The sequence below is a fragment of the Aeromonas sp. R7-1 genome (genome assembly GCF_040908115.1).
Taxonomy (GTDB): domain Bacteria; phylum Pseudomonadota; class Gammaproteobacteria; order Enterobacterales; family Aeromonadaceae; genus Aeromonas; species Aeromonas caviae.
This window is the reverse complement of the sequence record NZ_JBFODD010000049.1, coordinates 26,610-48,116: the sequence shown is the minus strand read 5'-3', so window position 1 is coordinate 48,116 and position 21,507 is coordinate 26,610. Positions and strand designations below refer to the sequence as shown.

Annotated in this window: 19 protein-coding genes and 5 tRNA genes; 12 read left to right on the top strand and 12 right to left on the bottom strand. The window is 64.6% G+C overall.

What is annotated here, in order from left to right:
• The first annotated feature begins 80 nt into the window (after positions 1–80).
• Both hxpB and AB5Y51_RS13165 read left to right on the top strand, forming a co-directional pair.
• On the top strand, positions 81–740 hold the full coding sequence (gene hxpB / locus AB5Y51_RS13170) for a hexitol phosphatase HxpB (protein ID WP_010674632.1): 660 nt from the start codon (positions 81–83) through the stop codon (positions 738–740).
• A 130-nt stretch (positions 741–870) separates the two neighbouring features.
• On the top strand, positions 871–1,074 hold the full coding sequence (locus AB5Y51_RS13165; RefSeq protein ID WP_005336871.1) for a CPXCG motif-containing cysteine-rich protein: 204 nt from the start codon (positions 871–873) through the stop codon (positions 1,072–1,074).
• A 78-nt stretch (positions 1,075–1,152) separates the two neighbouring features.
• Here AB5Y51_RS13165 and AB5Y51_RS13160 read toward each other — a convergent pair whose 3' ends face one another.
• Together AB5Y51_RS13160 and AB5Y51_RS13155 are read right to left on the bottom strand one after the other, a co-directional pair.
• On the bottom strand, positions 1,153–1,443 hold the full coding sequence (locus tag AB5Y51_RS13160) for a YciI family protein (RefSeq protein ID WP_324033570.1): 291 nt from the start codon (positions 1,441–1,443) through the stop codon (positions 1,153–1,155).
• Between the two features lie 104 nt (positions 1,444–1,547).
• Positions 1,548–2,159 carry a riboflavin synthase subunit alpha gene (locus AB5Y51_RS13155; protein ID WP_368178568.1) on the bottom strand — a complete coding sequence of 204 codons (612 nt, stop codon included), beginning with the start codon at positions 2,157–2,159 and terminating at the stop codon, positions 1,548–1,550.
• 133 nt (positions 2,160–2,292) lie between these two features.
• Between AB5Y51_RS13155 and AB5Y51_RS13150 the strand changes: the two genes are divergently transcribed.
• The 7 genes from AB5Y51_RS13150 to AB5Y51_RS13120 all read left to right on the top strand — a co-directional run bounded on the left by AB5Y51_RS13150 (position 2,293) and on the right by AB5Y51_RS13120 (position 4,797).
• Positions 2,293–2,499: a YaeP family protein gene (locus tag AB5Y51_RS13150; RefSeq protein ID WP_010674629.1), complete on the top strand. Its 207-nt coding sequence runs from the start codon at positions 2,293–2,295 to the stop codon at positions 2,497–2,499.
• Between the two features lie 151 nt (positions 2,500–2,650).
• Positions 2,651–4,030 carry an MATE family efflux transporter gene (locus AB5Y51_RS13145; protein WP_029314480.1) on the top strand — a complete coding sequence of 460 codons (1,380 nt, stop codon included), beginning with the start codon at positions 2,651–2,653 and terminating at the stop codon, positions 4,028–4,030.
• A gap of 194 nt (positions 4,031–4,224) precedes the next feature.
• Positions 4,225–4,301, top strand: a tRNA-Val gene (locus AB5Y51_RS13140).
• An 11-nt stretch (positions 4,302–4,312) separates the two neighbouring features.
• Positions 4,313–4,389, top strand: a tRNA-Val gene (locus AB5Y51_RS13135).
• Between the two features lie 17 nt (positions 4,390–4,406).
• A tRNA-Val gene (locus AB5Y51_RS13130) sits at positions 4,407–4,483 on the top strand.
• 121 nt (positions 4,484–4,604) lie between these two features.
• Positions 4,605–4,681: transfer RNA gene (locus AB5Y51_RS13125), tRNA-Val, on the top strand.
• 39 nt (positions 4,682–4,720) lie between these two features.
• Positions 4,721–4,797, top strand: a tRNA-Val gene (locus AB5Y51_RS13120).
• Between the two features lie 140 nt (positions 4,798–4,937).
• Here AB5Y51_RS13120 and AB5Y51_RS13115 read toward each other — a convergent pair.
• On the bottom strand, positions 4,938–7,340 hold the full coding sequence (locus AB5Y51_RS13115) for a DNA polymerase II (protein WP_368178567.1): 2,403 nt from the start codon (positions 7,338–7,340) through the stop codon (positions 4,938–4,940).
• Between the two features lie 243 nt (positions 7,341–7,583).
• Here AB5Y51_RS13115 and AB5Y51_RS13110 point away from each other — a divergent pair, with 243 nt between their 5' ends.
• Positions 7,584–8,462, top strand: coding sequence for a pirin family protein (locus AB5Y51_RS13110; protein ID WP_201901598.1), 879 nt, complete (start codon positions 7,584–7,586; stop codon positions 8,460–8,462).
• A 60-nt stretch (positions 8,463–8,522) separates the two neighbouring features.
• Here the strand turns inward: AB5Y51_RS13110 and AB5Y51_RS13105 are convergent, their stop codons facing one another.
• The 4 genes from AB5Y51_RS13105 to AB5Y51_RS13090 form a co-directional block, all read right to left on the bottom strand.
• Positions 8,523–9,383: a PA4780 family RIO1-like protein kinase gene (locus AB5Y51_RS13105; RefSeq protein ID WP_029314478.1), complete on the bottom strand. Its 861-nt coding sequence runs from the start codon at positions 9,381–9,383 to the stop codon at positions 8,523–8,525.
• 93 nt (positions 9,384–9,476) lie between these two features.
• The gene (locus AB5Y51_RS13100; RefSeq protein ID WP_368178595.1) at positions 9,477–10,472 is read right to left on the bottom strand and encodes a lauroyl-Kdo(2)-lipid IV(A) myristoyltransferase; all 996 of its coding nucleotides are present in this window, start codon (positions 10,470–10,472) and stop codon (positions 9,477–9,479) included.
• Positions 10,473–10,626: 154 nt separating this feature from the next.
• Positions 10,627–11,616, bottom strand: coding sequence for a lipid A biosynthesis (KDO)2-(lauroyl)-lipid IVA acyltransferase (locus AB5Y51_RS13095; protein WP_048207605.1), 990 nt, complete (start codon positions 11,614–11,616; stop codon positions 10,627–10,629).
• A 219-nt stretch (positions 11,617–11,835) separates the two neighbouring features.
• Positions 11,836–12,816, bottom strand: coding sequence for a TDT family transporter (locus AB5Y51_RS13090; RefSeq protein WP_368178566.1), 981 nt, complete (start codon positions 12,814–12,816; stop codon positions 11,836–11,838).
• Positions 12,817–12,919: 103 nt separating this feature from the next.
• Here AB5Y51_RS13090 and AB5Y51_RS13085 point away from each other — a divergent pair, with 103 nt between their 5' ends.
• Positions 12,920–13,804 (top strand): LysR substrate-binding domain-containing protein, encoded by an 885-nt coding sequence (locus AB5Y51_RS13085; protein WP_039039086.1) that lies wholly within the window; start codon positions 12,920–12,922, stop codon positions 13,802–13,804.
• Positions 13,805–13,889: 85 nt separating this feature from the next.
• On the opposite strand, the gene AB5Y51_RS13080 is transcribed toward AB5Y51_RS13085, so the two are convergent.
• From AB5Y51_RS13080 to AB5Y51_RS13065, 4 genes are all read right to left on the bottom strand, one after another.
• On the bottom strand, positions 13,890–14,867 hold the full coding sequence (locus AB5Y51_RS13080) for a Gfo/Idh/MocA family protein (protein ID WP_368178565.1): 978 nt from the start codon (positions 14,865–14,867) through the stop codon (positions 13,890–13,892).
• A 35-nt stretch (positions 14,868–14,902) separates the two neighbouring features.
• Positions 14,903–15,760 (bottom strand): deoxyribonuclease IV, encoded by an 858-nt coding sequence (gene nfo, locus AB5Y51_RS13075; RefSeq protein ID WP_042880583.1) that lies wholly within the window; start codon positions 15,758–15,760, stop codon positions 14,903–14,905.
• A gap of 180 nt (positions 15,761–15,940) precedes the next feature.
• Entirely contained in the window at positions 15,941–16,990 is a 1,050-nt protein-coding gene (locus AB5Y51_RS13070) for a sensor domain-containing diguanylate cyclase (RefSeq protein WP_323941443.1), read from the bottom strand.
• 254 nt (positions 16,991–17,244) lie between these two features.
• Complete coding sequence (locus AB5Y51_RS13065; protein ID WP_368178564.1) at positions 17,245–19,281, bottom strand: glycoside hydrolase family 3 protein; 2,037 nt, start codon at positions 19,279–19,281, stop codon at positions 17,245–17,247.
• 231 nt (positions 19,282–19,512) lie between these two features.
• Between AB5Y51_RS13065 and AB5Y51_RS13060 the strand changes: the two genes are divergently transcribed.
• Complete coding sequence (locus AB5Y51_RS13060; RefSeq protein ID WP_323931509.1) at positions 19,513–20,523, top strand: helix-turn-helix domain-containing protein; 1,011 nt, start codon at positions 19,513–19,515, stop codon at positions 20,521–20,523.
• On the opposite strand, the gene AB5Y51_RS13055 is transcribed toward AB5Y51_RS13060, so the two are convergent.
• Positions 20,503–21,438: a LysR family transcriptional regulator gene (locus AB5Y51_RS13055; RefSeq protein WP_048207600.1), complete on the bottom strand. Its 936-nt coding sequence runs from the start codon at positions 21,436–21,438 to the stop codon at positions 20,503–20,505. The two genes, AB5Y51_RS13060 and AB5Y51_RS13055, sit on opposite strands and share 21 nt — an antisense overlap.
• Positions 21,439–21,507: the final 69 nt, after the last annotated feature.

The following is a 21,507-nucleotide window of genomic DNA, read 5'->3' as shown; positions in this document are numbered from 1 at the left end:
CGCAAGGGGCAGGTGACTGCCCCTTTCCCATTGAAGCACCGGGCTTATAATCCCCCCTTCACCTATGTCAGGAGTACAAGATGTTAACTGCCGTGATCTTCGATATGGATGGTGTTCTGATCGACTCGGAACCCTTCTGGCAACGGGCACAGATGGCCGTCTTCGCCGAACTGGGCCACTTCCACACCGAGGAAGATTGCAACTCCACCATAGGGGTGCGCATCGATCAGCTGGTGGCCCACTGGTACCGGATCCGCCCCTGGAGCAGCCCCAGCCAGGAAGAAGTGGTACAGCGTATTCTGGATCAGGTGATCGCGCTCATCCTGCAAGAGGGGCAGCCCAAGGCCGGGGTGCTGGAAGCGCTCGACCTCATCGAGGCCCAAGGGCTCAAGATCGGGCTCGCCACCTCCTCCCCGTTTGCCATGGTCGAGGCGGTGCTCGGCAAACTCGGTATCCAGGACCGTTTCATGGCGGTCCACTCCGCCGAGGTGGAGCGCTTTGGCAAACCCCACCCGGATGTCTATATCCACGCCGCCGAGAAGCTCGGCGTCGAGCCTGTGCACTGTCTCGCCATCGAGGACAGCTTCACCGGCCTGCTGGCAGCCAAGGCAGCCTCCATGACGGCGCTGATCGTGCCGGACCCGGCGCTGGTCGGCGATCCCCGTCTGGCCATCGCCAACCACGAACTGCGCTCTCTTGCCGAGCTGAACGCAGAGATGCTGGCCGGCTGGGTCAAGTAGGCAGCACGGACTGACCTCCTGCCTCCCTTGAGCCCGCTCATAAACGTGCGCTTGCTCGCGGTTGCGCCGCCTTGTGGCGACTAGAATCAGCAGGAGCACAGAGACGGCCCACGGGCCCGAGGAGGTCACCATGATCGAATACACCAGCAAGCGTATCGTCTGCCCCCACTGCGGCCACCACACCCGGGTCGAGCTGGATGCCAGCCAGGGGGATCAGGAGTTCTACGAGGATTGCATGGCCTGCTGCAACCCCATCCACCTGCGTCTGCACCGGGATGAAGCCCGTGACTGCCTGCAACTCTTCGTGGATGCCGACGACGAGCAGCTGTTCTGAATCCCCCTGTCCAGACACAGACAAAAACAAACGGGACCCTGTGGGTCCCGTTTGTTCTGGTGCCATCGTCAGGCTGGATCACGCCTCCCTCAAGCACGCCGCCTTCGCCGACGTCATGGTCGGAACAAACTCCACCACCTGATAATCGGCCGCCTCTGCCTGCTTGAAGGGATCCTCTGCCAGCATCGCCTCCAGGGCGTCTCGGCTCACGCCCTGCGCCAGTATGACCCCCCCGATCCGGGGTACCCGACGCCCGGATGCCAGAAAATGGCCTGCGGCATACTGCCGCTCCAGCCACGCAATGTGGGCCGGGATCAGGGCATCGATCTCCGCCAGCGGTTTCACATAGGTCAATGTCACGACAAACATACAGAGAAGTCTCCAAGGCCCTGGGGCGGCGCCTCTTCCACAAGAGGGCGCCTTTCCCGTGATGCCGCCCTCCTCTTCGAACCCTGGGGGCAGCGCTCAGGTGGTTACTGGCGCGCCGCCAGCACTCGCTCCACCGTGTCGACGATGGCCTGGGTCTGGGGGTCAATCTCGATGTTGGTCCGCCAGCCGGCCTTGACCCAGCCCAGGTTGGTGCGGGCCAGGGTCTCGGGGATCAGGTTGACGCAGAACTCGCTGGCGCGCACCTCGCCCACGGTGAGGCTGATGCCGTCGATGCCGATGTAGCCCTTGGTCAGCACGTACTTCATGAGCGCAGGATCGAGGCGATACCACACCTGGCGGTTGTTGGGGATGTCGATGACCGAGGTCACCTCGGCCGTCCCCATGATGTGGCCGGACATGGCATGGCCGCCAATCTCGTCCCCAAAGCGGGCGGCCCGCTCCACGTTGACCTTGTCACCCACCACCAGTTGCCCAAGGTTGGTGAGGCGCAGGGTCTCCTGCATCAGATCGAAGCTGACCAGCTCCCCCTCCACCCGGGTGACGGTCAGGCAGCAGCCGTTGTGGGCCACCGAGGCCCCCAGGGCCAGCCCCTCGCCCCAGGCCGGGCTCGGCATGCGGATCACGTGGGTGCGAAAATTGGGCAGTGAATCGATGGCCACCAGTTCGGCGGTCCCTTGTACGATGCCGGTGAACATGAGTCTCTCCAGGCTGTGAAAATTGTCGGCAGGTTACCCCCGGCCACCTTGCAAGACAAGGGTGCCGGCTGACAAGGAGAGGCGCGATCGCTATAGTGACCCCAATCAATCCAGACTGAACGAGGAAACAAAAATGCAGGTATATCAATGCTGTGAAGCCATTCGCATCGCCTACAACCAGATTGGCTCCGGTGAGCAGGGTTATGTGCCCCAGGCCATTGCCGCCAGCATACGGGCGCTCAACGCCGTGGCCTCCGACGAGCGGGTACCGGCGGATCTGCGCGAGCAGGCGGCCTATGCCGCGGCCAATCTGCTGATCAGCGATCACGAAGACGCCTGATCCCGGCTACAAATCTGCCGCCGACCTTCCCCGTTGGCGGTTTTTCAGGCTAGAATGACACCCCCGCATTTTGTCTCCTCAGGACGAGGAGGCAAAAGCCCATCTCTCTTGCCCGCTCTTTCTCTTTTATCTGATCCACTCGGAGGTGTCAGTGCAACGTTATTGGTCCGAGGCGAAGCAGCTCGTTCGTCTAGCCAGCCCCATTCTGGTCGCCCAGGTGGCCCAGATCGCCATGAACTTCGTCGATACCGTGATGGCGGGACAGGTGAGCGCCGTGGATCTTGCCGCCGTGTCGGTGGCGTCCAGCTTCTGGCTGCCGATCATCTTGCTGGTGCAGGGCATCATCATGGCCCTCACCCCCATCGTTTCCCAGCTCAACGGCGCCCGCAAGCAGGACGAGGTGCGCCCCGCCGTGCACCAGGGCTTCTGGCTCGCCCTCATCGTCACGCCCATCGCCATGGTGGCACTCTACTTCAGCCCCCTGGCACTGCAATTCATGGACGTGGATCCCGTCATGGCGGCCAAGACTGCCGGCTACCTGCACGCCATCCTGTGGGGCCTGCCCGCCTTCGTGATGTTCCAGGTGCTGCGCAACTTCAGTGAGGGGCTCTCCCACACCATGCCGACCATGGTGATCGGTTTCGTGGGGCTTGCGGTCAACATCCCCGCCAACTACATCTTCATTCACGGCCACTTCGGTATGCCGAAACTCGGCGGCGTCGGCTGCGGCGTGGCCACTGCCATCGTGCTCTGGGCCATGCTGCTGGCGATGATCGTCTATGTGAAGTGTTCTGCCCACTTCAAGCGCATCAACCTGTTCGCCCAGCTGGCACGCCCCAACGGCAGCCGGATCTGGCGCCTGTTCCGCCTGGGGTTTCCCATCGCCATGGCCATCTTCTGCGAGGTGACCCTGTTTACCGTGGTCGCCCTGATGCTGGCCCCCTTCGGCGCGGAGACGGTGGCGAGTCACCAGATTGCGCTCAACTTCTCCAGCCTGGTCTTCATGCTGCCCCTGTCCATTGGTGTCGGTGTGACCATCCGGGTCGGTCACAACATAGGGGAAGGTCAACCGGATCAGGCCAGGGTCGCCGCCCGCACCGGCCTGATGCTGGGCATGGGCGTCGCCGCCGCGACCGCCGCCCTCACCGTGCTGCTGCGCGACCCCATCGCGGGGATCTACACCGACGACCTGCAGGTGATCGGCCTCGCCGCCACCCTGCTCTTCTTCGCCGCCATCTACCAGATCTCCGATTCGGTACAGGTGGTGGCCGCGGCAGCCCTGCGCGGTTACAAGGATACCCAGGCCATCTTCTACGTCACCATCGTCGCCTATTGGGGGCTGGGTCTGCCCACCGGCATGATCCTGGGGCTGACCGACTGGGTGGTACCGCGCATGGGCCCGCAGGGCTTCTGGATAGGCTTCATCGTCGGTCTCACCTCCGCCGCCCTGATGCTGGGCGCACGGCTGCGCGTCATCTACGGCCGCTTCGCCAGCCCCGCGGCCTGCACCGCCCTCTCCCGGGCGCAATAGGGCGCGGCCAGGGGCACGGGGAGCCGCACTTTTGGGACGGCTCGCCTGTAAAATCAACAGGCTGCACAAGAACTGGGCAAACAGTCTCCTTTGTGCATGTCCCTTGTTGACAGCCTTGGGGGCCATGGGTAGTATGCCGACCACGCCAGCAGTGCTGGCGGGATAAAACGGGTTTTCAACCCGGTTTATGAAGTGGGTTTATAGCTCAGTTGGTTAGAGCACTACCTTGACATGGTAGGGGTCGTTGGTTCGAATCCAATTAAACCCACCACTTTTCGTGATGCGTCCTTAGCTCAGCTGGTTAGAGCACCACCTTGACATGGTGGGGGTCGGTGGTTCGAATCCACTAGGACGCACCATCACGAAACCCTGTTATGCGTCCTTAGCTCAGCTGGTTAGAGCATCACCTTGACATGGTGGGGGTCGGTGGTTCGAATCCACTAGGACGCACCATAACAGTTTGAATAAATTGCAGATATGAATTTGATGTGGGTTTATAGCTCAGTCGGTTAGAACAGTACTTTGACATGGCGTAGGCAATGTCGTTGGTTCGAATCCGGTTGAACACAGATGTGGGTTTATAGCTCAGTTGGTTAGAGCACTACCTTGACATGGTAGGGGTCGTTGGTTCGAATCCAATTAAACCCACCACTCCCCTGCAATGACACACAAAGTCGCCTTGCGCACCCTGCGTCCTTAGCTCAGCTGGTTAGAGCATCACCTTGACATGGTGGGGGTCGGTGGTTCGAATCCACTAGGACGCACCAGATTTGAAAAGCCCGCTTGATAGCGGGCTTTTTGCATTGCTCGGCTCTGACACCCGCTCTCCCCCGTCATCTGCCTCCTGTCCCCTCTGGCACGCGGGCCGCCATTGTTGTGCCATGGCCGCCGCGTTTACCTCGTGTTGTCAGAAGAGATCGAGCTGCTGGCCGCAGATCCGCTCGAACGACTCCCCCACAAAGGGAAGGATGGCGTCGGCGATGGGCCTGAGCTGCTTGTCAATGTAGTGCTCGTAGTCGACGGCGCTGCGCCGGTACTCCAAAGGCTCGGGGCCGTTCAGGGTCATCAGGTAGGCGATGGTGCCCCTGTGCTGATAGCGCTGGGGCAGGCCGCGGCGCAGATTCTCCTCATCCGCCAGGCGCGCCGCCCGCACATGGGGCGGCACGTTCTTCTGATACTCCTCGAGTTTCTGGCGCAGCCGCTTGCGGTAGATGAGCAGATCGTCGTGACGGCCCGCCCGGGTCTCGTCCACCATGGTGCGCACATAGCTGCTGGGATCCTGGTCGTGGAATACCATTTCGTAGAGCCGGGTCTGGAATGCCTTGGCAAGGGGGGTCCAGTCGGTGCGCACCGTCTCCAGCCCCTTGAACACCAGGTGCTCCCCTTCCCCTTCGCCCACCAGTCCCGCATAGCGTTTCTTGCTCCCCTTCTCCAGCCCGCGAATAGTGGGCATCAGGAAACGGCGGTAGTGGGTCTCGTACTGGATCTCCAGATGGCTCGGCAGGTCGAACTCCCGCCTGATCAGCGCGGCCCAGTTGTCGTTGATCATCTTCGCCAGTCGCTGGCCAATCTCGTCCGCCTGTTCGAGACGGATATCGCTCCCCAGGTGCACGAAGGTGGAATCGGTATCCCCATAGATCACCTCGAACCCTTCTGCCTCTATCCATTCCCGGGTCTGCTGCATGATGCCGTGGCCCCGCAAGGTGATGGAGGAGGCGAGCCTCGGGTCGTAGAAGCGGCAGCCCCCCGACCCCAGCACCCCGTAGAAGGAGTTCATGATGATCTTGATGGCCTGGGAGAGGGCCTTGTTACTGGCGGCCTTGGCCCGATCCCGCGCCGCCCAGAGGGTGGCGATGAGATCCGGCAGGAAGTGACGGGTTCGGGAGAACAGGGCGCCGCGAAAGCCTGGAATGGCGTTATCCGGGTGTTTGAGCCCCTCCACCAGCCCCATGGGGTCGATGCAGAAGGTGCGGATGATGCTGGGATAGAGGCTCTTGAAATCGAGCACCAGCACGTGGCGATAGAGCCCCGGCTTGGAGTCCATCACATAGCCGCCGGGGCTGGCGAGCCCGCCGTCTGCCGGCAGGTTGGGCGCCACATAGCCACCGCGGTGCAGCCGTGGCAGATAGAGGTTGGTGAACGCCGCCACCGACCCCCCAACCCGGTCGAGCTCGAGACCGGTGAGGGAGGCGCGCTCGATGGCGAAGGGGATGAGGTGGCAGAAATCGAAGATCTCCCACACCAGCCTGCAATCTTCCAGGTTGTAGCGGGCCAGCGCCTCCTTGTCGGAGTGGAACAGCTCGGTGATCTTCTCCCCCCGGTTGGCCACGTCCTCGATGTCCTTGCCCCGCCCGAGCAGCTCGCTTGCCACCGCATCCAGGCTGTAGCTCGGGAACTGCCAGGTGGCGCTCTTGAGGGTATCGATGCCGTCCAGCACCATGCGCCCCGGGATGATGACGTTGCCGCTCTGGGGGTCGTTTCGGGACGAGCGCCAGAAGCAGAGCTCCCGCCCGCGCCCGAGCCGCAGCCGCCGCTTGTGGAGTTCGGTGCGGCGCAGCAGCAGGCGAAAGTCGAAATTCACCACGTTCCAGCCGATGACGAGATCGGGATCGTGCAGGCTGAACCAGCCCTCCAGGGCACCGAGCAGGGCTGGCTCGTCCGCCACCCACTCGACGGGGGTCTCCCAGTCCTGCGAGCCCGGCTCCGGAGCACCAATCATGATGACCCGCGCGTCCTCTTCGCTATGGAGCCCCACCGAGAAGAGGGTGCCATCCATGGCGCACTCCACGTCCAGGGAGACCCAGGAGAGGGTCGGCGTCACCGCCTGCGGCGCACAGCGCGCCTCGTTTACCTCCCAGTAACCCTGCCTGCCCCCCTTTCGCCTCGCCTTGCCGTCAAAGCGCATCCCGGCGGTGATGAAGCGCTCCATGAGAAAGCGCTCGGGCAGGCGGATATCCGCCTCGAAGTGCTCCAATCCGCGGATGAGCAGCAGCTCGATGGCGCGGTGAAAGGCGCTCAGGGTGGCAAAGTAGCAGCCCACCACCCGGCTCCCCTCGAAGGTGTGCATGGGGAGGCGGCGAAAACGCCCCCTCACCCCGGCCCCCTTGAAGAGCTCTGCCGCCTCCTCCAGGTGGCGTTCCGGCAGGAAGAAGACCGGCTCCTGCCCCGGCACCACCACCCGTACCGGTCCCTGTGCGCTCCAGAGCCACATCACGATCTCGGTACGCCCCTGCACATCCCGACCATGGCGGGTCAGGATGAAGCCGTCGAGCGGCGGGGTCACGGGAGGGAGGGGCTGGATATCGGTCATGCAGGTGGTCGGGCTCAAGAGTGGGATGGGACTATTGTACGTTCATACAGTACCCGGCTGCAATTGCCGGGCGGGGCCCTCAGGGCAGGCGCTGTGCCCCGTCTTTGCCATCCGGCGCCGGATTGGGGCATAGTAACCTCGGCATCACTCACCGGCACCGGGCGAGACGGCATGTCCGTCCCCCTGCAGACGCTGCAACCTGCGCGCGCGTGCGCCAACCTTTTCCTCGACAAGGAGCACCCCATGACACAACAGTGGCAACGCATTGCCTCCCGCCTCACCGATGTGGGCGGCATCCCGGTGGCTCGCGCCATCCCGGTCAAGGAGCGGCGCACCATCGGGCCCTGGTGTTTTCTCGATCATATCGGCCCGACCCGCTTTGCCCCCGGCGCACCCGGCATGGATGTGGGGCCCCACCCCCACATCGCCCTGCAGACCTTCACCTGGATGCTGGAGGGGGAGATCCTCCACCGGGACAGCCTGGGCAGCAAGCAGGTGATCCGTCCGGGCCAGGTGAACCTGATGACCGCAGGACGGGGCATCGCCCACACCGAGGAGTCGGTCCCGAACCAGCCCGATCTGCACGCCGCCCAGCTCTGGATAGCCCTGCCCGAGGCGGATCAGCATACCCCGCCCCGCTTCGATCACTACCCGACGCTCCCCCGCTGGCAGCAAGGGGAGATCACCCTCACCCTGCTCATCGGCGAGCACGGCGGCCGGCGCGCCCCCACCCTGCACTTCTCCCCCATTCTGGGGCTGGATCTGCACGCCCCCGAGGGAGGCGAGATCACCCTCCCCCTGGATCCCGCCTTCGAGCACGGCCTCTTTCCTCTCGCGGGGGAGACCATCGTCGCAGGGGAGGCCCTGGCCCCGGAGCAGCTGCTCTACCTGCCCCCCGGCAACCGGGAGGTGGCGCTGACCCTGCGCCCGGGTGCCCGGCTGCTGCTCATCGGCGGCGAGCCCCTGCCCAGACCGCTGCAGATCTGGTGGAACTTCGTGAGCGTCGACAAGGAGGCCATTCGCACCGCCGCCGCCGACTGGGAGAGCGGTCATCCGCGCTTTGGCGAGGTGACGGGTTACCAGGGGCCCCGTCTCAAGGCGCCGCCCCTGACCGGGCTCTGAGCCAGGGTTCCAAAACAAAAGAGCGCCCATGGCGCTCTTGTTGACTGGGATGAAGGCCCGTCAGGACTCCTCTTCCTGCTCCGCCTGCAACCTGGCCCGACGGGCCATGGCCTCCTCCTGGGCACTCTCTATCTCGTGCAGCACGCCATCCAAATCGATGGCCTCCCGGCTCTCTTCGAACAGGCCGGTGAGCTCGGTCTCGGGGCCCAGCTTGCCATCCTCGAACAAGGACCACATCTCCCGGGCATACCGGGTCTTGAGCAGCTCGGGGGCATACATGCCGTAGTAGTTGCGCATGTTGTCGACATCCCGCTCCAGCATGGCCCTGGCCTGGTTGTTGGCGGCGGCATCCACCACCTGGGGCAGGTCGATGATGACGGGCCCCTCTTCGTCCACCAGCACGTTGAACTCCGAGAGATCCCCGTGAATGAGCCCGGCGCAGAGCATGCGCACCACGTAGCGGATCACCTTGCCATGATCCACCAGAGCCTGCTCACGGGTCAGGGCCACGTCGTTGAGACGGGGAGCGACGTTGCCGTCGGCGTCGGTGATGAGCTCCATCAGCAGCACGCCATCAAGGCAGACATAGGGCCTGGGCACCCGCACCCCGGCCGCCGCCAGCTTGAACAGGGCATCCACCTCGGTGTTCTGCCACACCTCTTCGTGCTGCTTGCGACCGTACTTGGAGCCCTTCTCCATGGCGCGGGCATCGCGGCTGCTGCGCACTCGCCGCCCTTCCTGATAGACCACGGCCTGCTTGAAGCTGCGCTTTGACGCCTCTTTGTAGACCTTGGCGCAGCGGATCTCGTCGCCGCAGCGCACCACATAGACGTCGGCCTCTTTGCCGCTCATCAGCCGGCTGATGACATCGTCCACCAGGCCGTCATCAACCAGAGGTTGGATTCGATTTGGAATTTTCATGACCGCCCTTTTACCCTATTTGCACCTTGTTTGCACCTGTTTGCTGGTGGCCTGCCACCCCTGTCAGAAACGGCCCGCAAGGGGCCGTGTCGATCAAGGTTCCGGTGGCAGCCCCTGGCGGATGCGGCGGATCCCCGCCTCGTAGAGACCGTCTTCGCCCTGATCGTGCTCCTGGGTTTCGAAGATCTTGAGAAACCACATGTACTGCTCGGGGAAGCGGCCAAGCTGCTGCTCCACCATGCGGTTCATCTGGTTGACGTCCGCCACCAGATCCGCGGTGGGATAAGGGTCGAACGGCGCCTCGATCTCCAGCCGGTAGCACCCCTCGTCCTCGTCGTAGCAGGCCAGAATGGGCACGGCGCGGGCACCGGTCAGCTTCACCAGCTTGGGCAGGGCCGGCAGGGTCGCCTTGGGGTGGTTGAAGAAGGGCACGAAGAGGCTCGCCTCCCGGCCGTGATCCTGATCCGGCAGGTAGAAGAAGCTGTCGCCGCTGCGCAGGGCCTTGATGGCGGGCTTGATGCCGACGCTGCGCTCGTAGACACGCCCGCCCTTGCTGCGCTCGCGGTTGATGTACCAGTCGAACACCGCATCCTTGGGGCTTTTCATCATGGTGCACATCTTGATCCCCTGGAGGGGGAAGTAGCGGCCAATCATGTCCACCGCCCAGGTGTGGGGCACCACGAAGATCATGGGGCGACCGGCTGCCCGCTCCGCCTCCACGTGCTCCCAGCCGCTCACCTTGGCGCGCCCCTTGAGGAAGTCGGGGCTGCGCCAGGTCAGCTCGCCAAAGCCCAGGAAGGTCTTGAGCCCCACCCGGATGGATTTCAGCAGCAGGGCCTGACGGCCCGCCTCGTCGAGATGGGGGAAGCAGATCTTGAGGTTGGTGTCGGCGATGTAGGCCTGCTTCCTGGAGACGCGCAGCAGCAGGGGGGCCAGGTAGTCGGCCAACTTGTCCCGTGCCCTTGCCGGCACCCAGGCCAGCAGGGAGAGCAGGGCGACGGCCAGCCAGCTGCCCCACAGACGGGGGTGCAGCAGGCGCGGATGAAAAGAGGTATCAAACACCGGATCTTGTGCGGACATGGTCGCCATCGAATCATCAAAACAGACCGTCATTTTAGTGATCCTGACAACTTTTTCTACCCTGCCCTGCACAGCGCCCCCGCGCCAAGTCACTGATCAGACAAGTTAGAAATAAAAAGTGGCCCGCTTGGGGCCACATTTTTGCACCGGGTGAGCGCAAGGCTCAGGGGTGAGGAGCAAGGCCCCGGCGGATGCGCCGGATCCCCTCTTCGTAGAGGCCATCCGGCCCCACCTGATCCTCACGGGTGTCGAAGATCTTGAGGAACCACATGTACTGGCCCGGGTGGCGGCAGAGCTGGCGCTCCACGCTGTCGTTCATGCGGCAGGTATCCGCCATCAGATCCCCGCTCGGGTAGTCGGCGTAGGGAGCCTCGACCTCCAACCGGTAGCCGTGCGCCTGCTCGTCATAGCAGGCCAGCACCGGCAGAGCCTGGGCACCGGTCAGCTTCACCAGCCGTGGCAGGGCCGGCAACGTCGCCTTGGGGTGGTTGAAGAAGGGGGCGAACAGGCTCGCCTCCCGGCCGTGATCCTGATCCGGCAGATAGAAGAAGCTCAGGCCGGATTTCACCGCCTTGATCACCGGCTTGATGCCGGCGCTGCGCTCATAGACGCGGCAGCCGTGCCGGGCCCGCGCGCCGTTGATGTGCCAGTCGAACACCGGGTTGCGGGCGCTCTTCATCATGGTGCACATGGGCAGGCCCCGCTGGGCGAAGTAGTAGCCCGCCGCATCGATGGGCCAGCTGTGGGGCACCACCAGGATCACCGGTCGGCCAGCGGCCTGCTCCGCCTCGATATGTTCCCAGCCGCTGACCTGGATCCGCCCCATCACGTGGGCGGGGCTGCGCCAGGTGAACTCGCCAAAGCCCAGCAGGCTCTTGAGGCCGACCCGGATGGAGGTCATCAGGATGGCCTCCCGCTCGGCCTCGCTCTTCTCCTTGAAGCAGATGGCGAGGTTGGTCCTGGCGATGTAGATCTGCTTCTTCGAGATGGCGCATACCAGGGGCGTCAGAGCATCGGCCAGGCGATCCCGCCAGCGCGGAGGAACGAAGGCGAGCACACCGATGGCGCCGAGGGCGAGCCAGCTCAACCAGTAACGGGGGTGCAGCAGACGAGGCTGGAATCGGGCGTCAAACACGGGATCAGATGAGGACATGGGCACGACAAAACAGTGGGAAGATAAAGTGGCGCGCATCGTGACAGGTATTACCAGTTAACGCCAACTGAATGTCGCCTGTATGGGCAACTATTTAAGCCACTTCACGGATTGACAAAATTAATCTGCTTCATTTGATTCCCCTCTGTGTCACTGCATCACGAACGGCAGACCCCGCATGGGCGGGGTCGATGACAAGGGGGGATGAAAACCTTGTGCCTAGCGGCGTGCGGGCTGCCCCGGCAGGTCATCCTGCACCGCCGGCAGGAAGAACATCAGGTAACGCAGGGCCACGTAACCCACCACCAGGGTGGCCACCCCCAGCTCCAGATAGGCCAGCTGATGGAGCTGCTCGGCATAGCGGGCCGCCTGTGGCCACTGCGACAGCAGGTGACTCACCTTGAACAGGGCGGTGGCCCCGATCACCAGGGGGAAGGTGAAAGCGGCGTAACCCGGCGAGAACGGCAGGCGCAGCAGCTTGATGAAGGCCAGGTAGATGATGCCGGTCATCAGCACGGCGATCCCGAGCAGCACCGCCACCAGCAGCAGGGAGGGGTCCTGGCTCACGGTGAGGTAGCCGGCCAGCGACAGGCTCGCCGGGGCGGCCAGGATGGCGATGGTGGGCTTGGCGGCATCCGGCACCTCGTGGCTGAAAATGAGGCGATAGAGCATCAGCGGCAGCATCAGGCCATAGCAGGCCATGCCGAACCAGAGCAGGCCGGTGGCCAGGGATGCGAAGGGACCGCCCGGGTAGGCCACGTCAGCCACGATGATCCCCACCGGCGGCACGAACCAGCTCGGCACCATGTGATGGATTTCAAACGCTTTGGCCCTGTGCCAGACGAAGGTCGCGAGGAAGACGAGGTGGATGATGACCGCAAACAGCCAGAGCCCATGCCCCAGGGTCGGGGCGAGCAGGCCGACCGCCTTGGAGACCACCATGGTCCCCATGGCGTAGGTGGGCACCACGCTGCCCACCACGGGATGGGCGAGATCCTGCCACAGCAGGCGCGGGTGGATCAGAAACTTGAAGGTCAGGACGAGGAGCAGCACGGCGGCGATGGCGGCCCCCAGCAGTTGCAGACGGCCATCGAACTGACCGGCATTTTCCCAGCACCAGCCGAGGCTGGCGATCCCCAGAGCTAGACCGGCCATGGGGGTCGGGGCGGCGGCCAGGGAGCGGCGGGTTCTTGCGATCATGGCGAATACCCTCTTGATGATGACGATGGGCATAGGATAAAGGGGGTCTATCGTTTACGATATCTAAATGAATTGAACTTAGCGTTTAGGAAAATCAAACGATATGAAGCTCACCCTGCAACAACTCAAGGTGTTTGCCACCATCGCCCGCCACGGCAACCTGGGGGGCGCCGCCAATGAACTCTGCCTGAGCAAGGGGGCCGTCTCCCAGTCGCTGCAGGAGCTGGAGCGCCAGCTCGCCACGCCCCTGTTCGACCGGGTGCACCCGAGGCTCCAGCTCAACAGCGAGGGGCGCCTGCTGCAACCGGCCGCCGAGGAGCTGCTGACCCGGATGCAGGAGATAGAGCAGCTCTTCAGCCCCGATGCCGAGCCAAGCGGCCAGCTGCACCTCGGGGCCAGCCAGACCATCGGCAACTACCTGCTGCCCGCCCTGCTGGCGGAGGGGGCCCAGGAGCTGGGGGCCGCCCCCAGGGTCACCATCGCCAACACCCACCTCCTGTGCCATGCCCTCGCCCACTTCGAGCTGGATCTCGCCCTCATCGAGGGGGAGAACCACCACCCGGACCTGGTGAGCGAACCCTGGCTGGAGGACGAGATGCTCATCATCGCCGCCCCCGGTCACCCCCTGGCGGATCAGCTCGAGCTGCCCCTGCGCCGGCTTGCCGGGGAAACCTGGGTGCTGCGCGAGGCGCAATCCGGCAGCCGCGAGCAGTTCGAGCAGCAGCTCCAGCCTCACCTGCCCCGCTGGCAGGCGGGGATAGAGCTCAATACCCTGGAGGCGGTGATGCTGGCGGTGGAGAAGGGGCTCGGCATCTCCTTCATCTCCCGCCTCGCGGTGGCGGACCGACTGGCACAGGGGCGCCTGGTGGCCCTCACCCCGAGTCGCCGCTTCCCACGCCAGCTCTCCCTCGTCTGGCACAAGCAGAAGTTCCACTCCGCCGCCCTGCGCCGCTTCCTGGCCTTCTGCCGCGCCCAGACCCTGGCGTGAGAAGCCCTTCGGATACGACAAGGGCGCCATTGGCGCCCTTGTCGTTCAGCCGATGCTCTCCCCGGCCATCAGCCCTTCCCCGGCCTCAGCCGGCGAGTCCCCCTTCAATCCAGCCGAGCACCTGCCGGGTCACGGCCTGGGGCACCCAGGGGGAGTCCAGCAGCCGGTGGCGCAGGCAATCGGCGAAGTGATCCGCCTCGTGCTGCATGCCGCCCCCCTCCACCGGCAGATAGATGTCCGCCGGCCAGATGACGGGGGCAGGCCCCCCTTGCCAGCGAATGTGCTGGGGATTCCACCACTTGCCCTCGATGACCAGGCGCCACCCCTCCCCGGACAAGGACGCTTCCCGCTCGAGATCCTCGATGATGGAGGCCCCGAGTTCGGCCCGAAACGGCTCATCGAACGTGAAGCTGGCGGCGAGATCCACCTCCCCCGGCGCCCGCGTCAGCGTCACCTCGGGGGCGGGGCAGCCCAGCCCCAGCCGATGGCAGAGGGCGGCATGGAGCCAGAGGGGATAGACCCCCACGTCCCAGGCAGCGCCGCCATCCAGCGCCGGATCGAACAGCTTGCCCACCTTCGGCTGGGCCGAACCGAACGCCGCCCGCAGCTCGCGCGGCGGCGGCAGCAGGGGCAGGCGCTGCAACAGGGCGCGCATGGCGGGGAAGCACATCACCTTCATGGCCTCGAGCAGCAGCAGGCCCCGTGCGTGGGCGAGCGCCACCAGGGCGTCCCAATCCGCTACCCGGGTCACCGCCGGTTTCTCCACCAGTACGTGCTTGCCCGCCAGCAGCATCTGCCTCACCAGGCCCGCGTGCTCCGGGTGGATGACCGCCACATAGACGGCCTCCACCTCGGGGCTGGCGGCCAGGGCCTCATAGCTGCCATAGGCGTGGGGCAGCCCCAGATCCCGGGCGAACTCGTCCGCCCGTCCCTGGTCCCGGGCGGCGATGGCCACCACCTCGGCTCCCCTGGCGTGCCCGTTCACATCGCGGCAAAAACGCCGGGCGATGGCCCCCGCCCCGGCAATGCCAAAGCGCAGGGGCGCCCTTATCTCGTCGTGCATCGTCTCTCCTTGCTACCCAATGGTGGACCCCGGCATCACGCCGGGCGCGGGCTCCCGGCCAGGCTGCGCAGCCAGCTTATCTCCTCGCCCCAGATGGACTCGTCGATGGTCTCGAGGATAAGCGGGATGCCGTCAAATCGGTCGTCGTTCATGATGTGGTGGAACACCGCCTCGCCGAGGTTGCCCTCCCGCAGGCTGTGGTGACGGTCGACCCGACTACCGAAGGTACACTTGGCGCCGTTGATATGCATCCCCTTGAGGTACTGGAACCCCACGATGCGGTCGAAGTCGGCAAACACCGCCTCGCACCCCTCGGGGGTACGCAGATCGTAACCGGCGGCGAAGGCGTGGCAGGTGTCAAAGCAGACGCCGACCCGACTCTTGTCCTCTACCCCGTCGATGAGGGTGGCCAGATGCTCGAACGACCAGCCGAGGTTGGTGCCCTGGCCGGCGGTATTCTCGATCACCGCCGTCACCCCTTCGCTGCGCTCCAGCGCCCAGTTGATGGACTCGCTCACCAGCTTGAGGCTCACCGCCTCGGGGATCTGCTTGAGGTGGCTGCCCGGGTGGAAGTTCAGGTAGCACAGCCCCAGTTGCTCGCAGCGCTTCATCTCGTCTAGGAACGCATCCCGGGACTTGGCGAGGGCATCGGGGTCGGGATGACCCAGGTTGATGAGGTAACTGTCGTGGGGCAGGATCTGCTCGGGGCGAAAGCCCTCCTTCTCGCAGGCGGCCTTGAAGGCGCGAATGCTGGCCTCGGAGAGGGGCGCCGCCTGCCATTGGCGCTGATTCTTGGTAAACAGGGCGAAGGCGTTGGCCCCGATGGCTTTGGCCCGGGCGATGGTGTTTTCCACCCCGCCCGCCGCACTGACGTGGGCTCCGATAAATTTCATCTCATCTCCTGTGCACTGTGACCGGGTGCCTGCCGCGCTGGCCACCGCACCCGTTGCCGGGGCGCCATTATGCCCAAGCCAACCCCTTGCGCCAAACCGGGATTGTCGATGGGGGCAATGGAAAAGGCGCCCGAAGGCGCCCAGGGACACTCTCTTCCCTGCCCTCGCCGGGCCTTCGCACTAGCCGGGAGTGAATTCCACCCGGTTGCGGCCCCGCCGTTTCGCGGCGTAGAGGGCATCATCCGCCCGCTTTAGAAGGGTGCTGAGGGCGCCGTCTTCAGGTGACGAGGATGAATACCCGATGCTCGCGGTCAGCCTGATGGACTCGCCCTCGTACTCGATCACCTGGGCCTCGATGAGGGCGCGAAGGCGGTCGAGCACGGAAAACGGGGGCTCGCTGTCACCCCCCGTCATGATCATGGCAAATTCCTCTCCCCCGATGCGGGCGAAGATATCCTCCTGCCTCATGTTGCGCTTGACGAGGCTGGCCACCGCCTTCAATGCATGATCCCCGGCGACATGACCATATCGGTCATTGAGACGTTTGAAATGGTCCAGATCCAGAATGGCGATGATAAAAGGGGTGTCCGTCAGCCTGGACAATATCAGCCGCCGTTCCCCCTCATTCATGAAGGCCCGGCGATTGGCGGTCTCCGTCAGATAATCCGTGCAGGCCTGCTGCTCCATGTCGGCGATTTGAAGGTGCAGCTGGATATTGAGGGCCAGCCAGTTCGCCAGACATTGCAATACCATGGCGTGGTCGGCGGTGTAATAGCCCTTCTCGTGGTGGGCGACATTCAGGGTCCCGATACTGACCGTTCCCTGAATCATGGGGGCATCCATGCAGCAGCCCATGCCGTGCCGGGAGAGCATCTCGCAATCGAGATCCGCGGACTGGGCCAGGTCGTCGCATATTCTCAGCATGCCGGTCGAAAATACCCGGCCCACCATGGTCCCTTGAATGGGCACCAGAAAATCCATGGGAATGGCATTGTTGCCCATCACCGAATAGAGCGTCAGGGAGTCTTCATTCTCCTTGATGGTGATGCTGACCCGTTCGGCAGAAAAAAGATGGAATATCCACTTCGCCATCACGTTCAATACATCCTGAAGGGACGCGGCCCTGGTCAGGTCCTGAATAAAGGTGACCGGGATGGTGATTGTCTTGCCGGGCCCCAGGCTGGACAAAAAATCTGGATCAAATATTTTTTCGTTATTGTGATGGTGCATAGCTACCTCGCCCATTTTTATTATTGCCGCCCACGCTGTCCGATATGCCGGCCGCCAGGTGTCCAGATATTATTTGCCAGTGCCCCTCTCATAGGTGCCCCAGAGTATAACAACCGGGCTGGTTCTGAAATGCTCCTCATCTGGACCACATACTCTCCCACCAGCAGCGCTGGCCAACAGGCGTGGCCATCACCACCGCCCCATGAAAAAGGCGCCCGAAGGCGCCTTGATGAGAGACAGAACATCCCTGTCCGTCAATAGGCCAGACCGGCCCCGTAGGGATAGAGCGGGCTTTGTGAGTCCTTGGCCACGTCCGGGGACTGGGCCAGCACCGCCTGCCAGCTCGAGGGCAGCTCGAAGGGGAGCTTGCCGCGTGCCTTCTGGGTGCCGCTCATGACATCGAACAGGGCCTGATCCAGGGCGCCGAAGTTGGCGAGCAGCACCCGGGCCGCCGGGGCCACCTCGGTCAGGATGGCGGGCCTGTCCAGATAGACGGAGAGCACCAGGGGCACCCCGGCCTGCTCGATGGCCTGGATGGCGGCATAGTCATCCGCGCCGCGGTAGACCCCTTCGTGGGCCGTCTCCTGCACCACCTGATCATTGCTGGCAAAGCCGAGCTGGCCGAAGTGGATGCTGCCAAACGGGAAACGGGGATCCTGCTCACCCGGGGCGTTGACCCGCACGATGGCAAGCTCCGCGTCGGCCAGGTTCGTCACCACCGTATAGCCGTTGGCCCTGGCCACCTCGGCGTTGACATTGTGCAGATAGACCCGCTTGCCGTCCGCCTTCAGCGGCAGCAGGGCTCCCTCGTTCTTCAGCAACACGTGAGACGCGGCCTGGGCGGCCTGGGCCTCTTGCTGGAACTCGGTCTTGCCCACCAGGGCCACCGCGGCCTCGGCATCCACATAGGGGTTCTCGAAGAGCCCGAGGGCAAACTTCTGTTCCAGGATCCGCTCGGCCGAGGTGGTGATGGCCGCCTCGGTCACCAGGCCGCTCTGCACCGCCGCCAGCAGGGGAGCCGGATCTTCCACGCCACCGAACTGATCCACCCCGGCGTCGATGGCCTTGGCATAACGCTCGGCCTTGGTGAGCTTCTCCACGCCCCAGGACATGCCAAAGGGCACGGTCCAGGGGCTCACCCCGGCATTGACTTCATCCTGGGTCAGCCCCTGCTCGCAGCGGCTGTCACAGTCATTGACGATGCCCCAGTCGCTCAGCACCACGCCGTCAAACTTGAAGTGACCCCGCAACAGATCCGTGATGATCTGGCGGTTGAAGCCAAACCCCACCTCCTCGACGGGCTGCCCATCCTGGGTCAGGCCCAGGGGCATGGCGTAATAGGGCATCACGGCGGCTACCCTGGCCTCGAAGGCGCCCTCGAAGGGCACCAGGTGGTAGGCAAACTGGCCGCCGGGGTAGATCTGCTCCTTGCCCCAGGGGTTGTGGGCATCCAGCCCGTCCTTCTGGGGACCGGCCCCGGCGAAGTGCTTGACCACGGTGACCACGCTCTCCTTGCCTATCCCCTCGCTCCCCTGCTGGAAGCCCTCGATGTAGGCCTTGACCAGGGACTTGGCGAGCAGGTTGTCTTCCCCGAAGGTGCCGTTGATGCGCCCCCAGCGCGGCTCGGTCGCAAGATCCGCCTGGGGCGAGAGGGCCTCGTGGATGCCGACGGCCCGGTACTCCTGACGGGCGATGTCGCCAAAGCGCTGCACCAGGGCGGCATCACCGATGGCGGCCAGCCCCAGGGTTTCGGGCCACTGGGAGAAGGCCCCGGCACCGATGCTGGTGGCGTTGGGATCATGGGTGAAGTGGTTGCGGGGATCCGTGCTCACCGTCATGGGAATACCGAATCCCACTCCTTCCAGCAGGGCCTGCAGGGTGTTGTTGTCCGCAGCGATGGCCGCCGGATCACCGGCCATGCGGGTGATGAAGGTGTTGACCCCGTCCTCGCGCAGCATCTTGTCCATGGCCGCGAGGTTCACCCGCCCTGCCCCGTCCAGCACCAGGGTGCCGTGCATCATCAGCCCTGCCTTCTGGGCCAGGGTGAGCCTGCCCACCAGATCCCGGGCTCGCTCGGCGGCGCCGAGGCGCCAGTCCTCGTAGGGGGTCAGGGTGCCGCTGCCATCGAGATCCTTGAATTGCAGGCCGTCCTGCTCGATGAGGGTGACGGTGCGGTGGCCCAGAACCGGCTGCTCGGGCTTGGGGGTGGAGTCGTTGTCGTTGCACCCTGCCAGCAGCAGGGCCCCGATGGCGAGGGCGACACGGGTTCGGGAGAGCGAGTGGTGTTTCATTGTTGTTATCTTCCTTGTGTGTGTAGGAGTCGCCACTCTATGCAAAAGCGGCCCCTCTCACTTGCCCGTCGGGTGCAGGAAGTTGCCGGTTGGGAGCAGGATTGAAAAGTGTGAAAAGGGTTGCAGGGTTACCCTTGGTTACAAATCTGAAACATGAAAGCGGCGCTGGCTCACGGCAATCCGCCGCCGTTGGCCGATGATGGTGGGCCACCGCTGACAAGGATTTTTGCCGTGAAGACCGTCTCCAACCGGATTGCCCTGCACTGCCTCAACCACTGGCAGGCCCGCGGGCGGGATCCTGCTGCCCTCCTGCACCCCTGCGGCATCGCCCACGAAGAGCTGCTGATCCCCCAGGGGCGGCTCGACACCGGGCGCCACTTCCGGCTGCTGGCCGGGGCAGCCCCCCACGTGGATCTGGCCCTCGACTGGACGCCCCCCGCCCTCCCCGGCCTCTTTGCCGACTTCATGTCGCTGGCGAGCCTGTGCTGCAACGCCGCCACCCTTCGCCAGGCCCTGCACTTCTTCCTCGCCTACCGCCCCCTCATCGGCGAGAGCGACGAGATCCGCCTGCAAGAAGAAGAGGGACAGGCCAGGATCAGCTACCACTCGGAGTCCGATCACCCGGACGTCATCGCCCTGAGCAGCCTGGCCAACCTCTGCCACCTCTATGCCCTGCTCCAGTTCTACCACCCGGGCCAGGGGCTGCTGGTGCTGCCCACCCCGGTACGCCCCAGGCTGTGGCGTGAGCTGGCAGGCTGGCTGGAAGGGCGGTTGCAACAGGGGGCGGCCTTCGAGCTACGCTTTCCCGCCGCCTTGCTCGATCTCGCCCACGGGCAGTGCAACCTGCCCCTGCAACCCCTGCTGCTCGGGGAGCTCGACCGGCAGATGGCCCAGCTTCGCCCCAGCAGCCGCTACCGGGACAGGGTGATGACACTCATTCGCCAGCAGCTGTGGCAAGAGAGCACCGAGGCCTCCTCTCTGCTCGATGGGGTGTGCGAGCACCTCAAGCTGACCCGCTGGACCCTCAACCGCCATCTGCGGGAGGAAGGGTGCCACTTCTCGGGCCTGCTGGAGCGGGTGCGCCGGGAGGAGGCCTGCCGCCTGTTGCAGGATCCCGCCCTCCCCCTGCAGACAGTGGGGGAGCGCCTGGGTTTTGCCCGCCAGAGCAGCTTTACCCGCTTCTTTCGCGAGGCGTTTGCCCTCTCGCCGAGGGAGTTTCGCTCAAGGCGCAGCCGCCTCTGAGGCGCCCCCGAGATGGGCGGCGAGCAACCCCGCCAGCCAGTGGATGAAGAGCTGGACCCTGGGGGCCAGTTGGCGGCGATGGGCATAGAGGGCGTGGATGGGGAGCGGCGGCGGCTGCCACTGGGGCAGGATGCTCACCAGCTCGCCCCCCGCGAGCAGGGATTCGACCCCCACCCGCGGCATCTGGATGATGCCCAGCCCCGCCAGCGCCGCCGCCAGGTAGGTCTCGCTGTCATTGACCATGAGGGCCCCCGCCATGGGCAGCAGGGCGCGGCGGCCATCTTCCGCCAGGTATTCAAAGCCGGGCTCGCTGCGCCCCTGCCCGGCACCAAACCCGGGACCATAGTGCACCAGCCGGTGGCCCGCCAGATCCCCAAGGGTGCGGGGCACCCCGTGGCGAGCCAGGTAGCCTGCGCTGGCACAGTTGATCTGGCGATAGTGACCAAGGGGCCTGGCCACCAGGCTGGAGGGCTCAAGCGCCCCGACCCGCACCACGCAGTCAAACCCCTCGCGCACCAGATCCACTCGCCTGTCCGTGCTGCTCAGCATCAGTTGCAGGGCGGGATGCTGCGCCAGAAAGTCCGGCAGGGCCGGGATCACCAGGTGGCGGGCCATCCGGCTTGGCATGTCGACCCGCAGTTGTCCCGAGATCTGCCCCCCCTGGCGAAACAGGCCGTCAAACTCCTCCATGTCCGCCAAAAGCTCCCGGCATCTGGCATAGCAGAGCTGGCCGTCCGTAGTGAGCTGCACCCGCCGCGTGGTACGCAGCAGGAGCCGGGTCCCCATGCGCTCCTCCAGCCGGCGGATGGCGGCAGAGAGGGTCGCCTTGGGGATGCCCGTCTGCTCGGCGCAGCGGGTAAAACTCTCCAGCTCGGCGACACGCACGAAGGCTCTCATCGCATCCAGTTGATCCATGGCCTGATTGTCTCGATAAACGGAACAGTGATTCTATTATCACGCTATTTATCCAGTTTAAAAGGAACA

What these genes read in the sequence shown, in the direction of transcription:
- AB5Y51_RS13070 (WP_323941443.1), bottom strand. Translation starts at nt 16,990, where the DNA reads ATGCACCATCACAATAACGAAAAAATATTTGATCCAGATTTTTTGTCC.
- AB5Y51_RS13100 (WP_368178595.1), bottom strand. Translation starts at nt 10,472, where the DNA reads ATGGCGACCATGTCCGCACAAGATCCGGTGTTTGATACCTCTTTTCAT.
- AB5Y51_RS13115 (WP_368178567.1), bottom strand. Translation starts at nt 7,340, where the DNA reads ATGACCGATATCCAGCCCCTCCCTCCCGTGACCCCGCCGCTCGACGGC.
- hxpB (WP_010674632.1), top strand. Translation starts at nt 81, where the DNA reads ATGTTAACTGCCGTGATCTTCGATATGGATGGTGTTCTGATCGACTCG.
- AB5Y51_RS13085 (WP_039039086.1), top strand. Translation starts at nt 12,920, where the DNA reads ATGAAGCTCACCCTGCAACAACTCAAGGTGTTTGCCACCATCGCCCGC.
- AB5Y51_RS13110 (WP_201901598.1), top strand. Translation starts at nt 7,584, where the DNA reads ATGACACAACAGTGGCAACGCATTGCCTCCCGCCTCACCGATGTGGGC.
- nfo (WP_042880583.1), bottom strand. Translation starts at nt 15,760, where the DNA reads ATGAAATTTATCGGAGCCCACGTCAGTGCGGCGGGCGGGGTGGAAAAC.
- AB5Y51_RS13105 (WP_029314478.1), bottom strand. Translation starts at nt 9,383, where the DNA reads ATGAAAATTCCAAATCGAATCCAACCTCTGGTTGATGACGGCCTGGTG.
- AB5Y51_RS13090 (WP_368178566.1), bottom strand. Translation starts at nt 12,816, where the DNA reads ATGATCGCAAGAACCCGCCGCTCCCTGGCCGCCGCCCCGACCCCCATG.
- AB5Y51_RS13065 (WP_368178564.1), bottom strand. Translation starts at nt 19,281, where the DNA reads ATGAAACACCACTCGCTCTCCCGAACCCGTGTCGCCCTCGCCATCGGG.
- AB5Y51_RS13165 (WP_005336871.1), top strand. Translation starts at nt 871, where the DNA reads ATGATCGAATACACCAGCAAGCGTATCGTCTGCCCCCACTGCGGCCAC.
- AB5Y51_RS13155 (WP_368178568.1), bottom strand. Translation starts at nt 2,159, where the DNA reads ATGTTCACCGGCATCGTACAAGGGACCGCCGAACTGGTGGCCATCGAT.
- AB5Y51_RS13080 (WP_368178565.1), bottom strand. Translation starts at nt 14,867, where the DNA reads ATGCACGACGAGATAAGGGCGCCCCTGCGCTTTGGCATTGCCGGGGCG.
- AB5Y51_RS13055 (WP_048207600.1), bottom strand. Translation starts at nt 21,438, where the DNA reads ATGGATCAACTGGATGCGATGAGAGCCTTCGTGCGTGTCGCCGAGCTG.
- AB5Y51_RS13160 (WP_324033570.1), bottom strand. Translation starts at nt 1,443, where the DNA reads ATGTTTGTCGTGACATTGACCTATGTGAAACCGCTGGCGGAGATCGAT.
- AB5Y51_RS13095 (WP_048207605.1), bottom strand. Translation starts at nt 11,616, where the DNA reads ATGTCCTCATCTGATCCCGTGTTTGACGCCCGATTCCAGCCTCGTCTG.
- AB5Y51_RS13150 (WP_010674629.1), top strand. Translation starts at nt 2,293, where the DNA reads ATGCAGGTATATCAATGCTGTGAAGCCATTCGCATCGCCTACAACCAG.